Source organism: Actinomycetospora sp., assembly GCF_055612215.1.
The window spans coordinates 1-1,367 of the sequence record NZ_JBVPVA010001191.1 but is presented as its reverse complement, the minus strand read 5'-3'; the positions used below and the strand labels follow the sequence as shown (position 1 = coordinate 1,367).

2 protein-coding genes are annotated in these 1,367 nt (G+C 76.5%); both read right to left on the bottom strand.

What is annotated here, in order from left to right; genetic code table 11:
• Positions 1 to 45: 45 nt before the first annotated feature.
• On the bottom strand, positions 46 to 1,005 hold the full coding sequence (locus AC0CYZ_RS31900; RefSeq protein WP_472222321.1) for an NADPH:quinone oxidoreductase family protein: 960 nt from the start codon (positions 1,003 to 1,005) through the stop codon (positions 46 to 48).
• Position 1,006: 1 nt separating this feature from the next.
• A partial coding sequence (locus AC0CYZ_RS31895) for an SDR family NAD(P)-dependent oxidoreductase (RefSeq protein WP_472222319.1) occupies positions 1,007 to 1,367 on the bottom strand: 361 nt, incomplete at its 5' end.

Here is a 1,367-nt window from a genome sequence, read left to right as displayed (position 1 = left end):
CCCCTGGGGTCGAGCACCGCAGGCCCCCCGCGGGGTCGACCAGGCTCAGGGCGTGACGACCACGCGCCCCGTCGTCGTGCGGGCCGCGATCGCGTCCAGGGCGTCGGGGAGGTCGGCCAGCGCGTACTCCGCGCCCACCAGTGGGTCGATCAGCCGAGATGCCCACAGCGCCTCGAGCTCCCGCTGCCAGGCCACGACCAGCTCCGGGGCCCGCGTGCGGTAGGCCGCCCAGTGCACCCCGACGACGTCGTAGTTCTTCACCAGCGCGTGGTTGGTCGGGGCGTCCGCGATCCGGCCGCCCGCGAAGCCGATGACGAGCAGGCGGCCCTCCCAGGCGGTGACCCGGCGGGAGGCGTCGAAGGTGTCGCCGCCGACCGGGTCGTAGACGACGTCGGCGCCCCGGCCGTCGGTCAGCTCCTTCACGGCCGGGATCAGGATCTCGCCGACGGGGCCGTCCAGCACGACCACCTCGTGCGCGCCGAGCCGGCGCGCCACCTCGGCCTTGTCCGGCGACCCGACCGTCGCGATGACCCGGGCGCCCGCCGCGAGCCCCAGCTGCACCGCGGCCGCGCCGACCCCGCCCGCGGCCGCGTGCACGAGCAGCGTCTCCCCGCTCCGCAGCTGCGTGCGGTGGTGCAGCGCGCACCACCCGGTCTGGTAGGCCACGAAGAACCCGGACGCCTGCGCCGCCGTCATGCCCTCGGGCCACGGGTACCACGAGCTCAGCAGCGCCCGCTCCGCGTAGCCGCCGTGGGGCATCACGGCCGGGCCGAACAGCCGCTCCCCCGTCGCGGGGTCGGTCCCGGCCACCTCGAGGCCCGGGGTGAACGGCAGCGGCGGCTTGTCCTGGTAGGTGCCGCGGCAGTAGAGGATGTCGGCGAAGTTGACCGACGCGGCCTCGACCTGCACGACCCGCTGCCCCTCGCCGGGCACCGGGTCGGGCAGGTCGGTCAGCTCGAGGACCTCGCGCGGCTCCCCGAACCGCGGGACCGTCCAGCCGCGCACCTCAGCCCTCCCAGGCCAGCGGCGGTGGGGCCTCCCCGCCCTTCGGCCCGGGCACCCCGCGGAACCCGTACGGGCCGGGGTCGCGGCCGGGCTGGACGTACCAGCACTCCCCCGCGGCACCGTCGGCGAGCATCCGCTCCACGGCGTCGGCCACGTCGCCCGCCGAGAGCAGCGGGAACCCGGAGAACTGGTCGCGGACGTGCGCGATCAGCGCGGTGTCGGCGAACCCGGGGCACAGCGCCATGGCCCGGATGCCCTCGGGCGCCAGCGTGGCGGCCGCCGACCGGACGTAGCCGACGACGGCGTGCTTGGTCAGCGTGTAGATCGCGTCGCCGGGCAGCGGGACCAGACCCGCCAGCGAC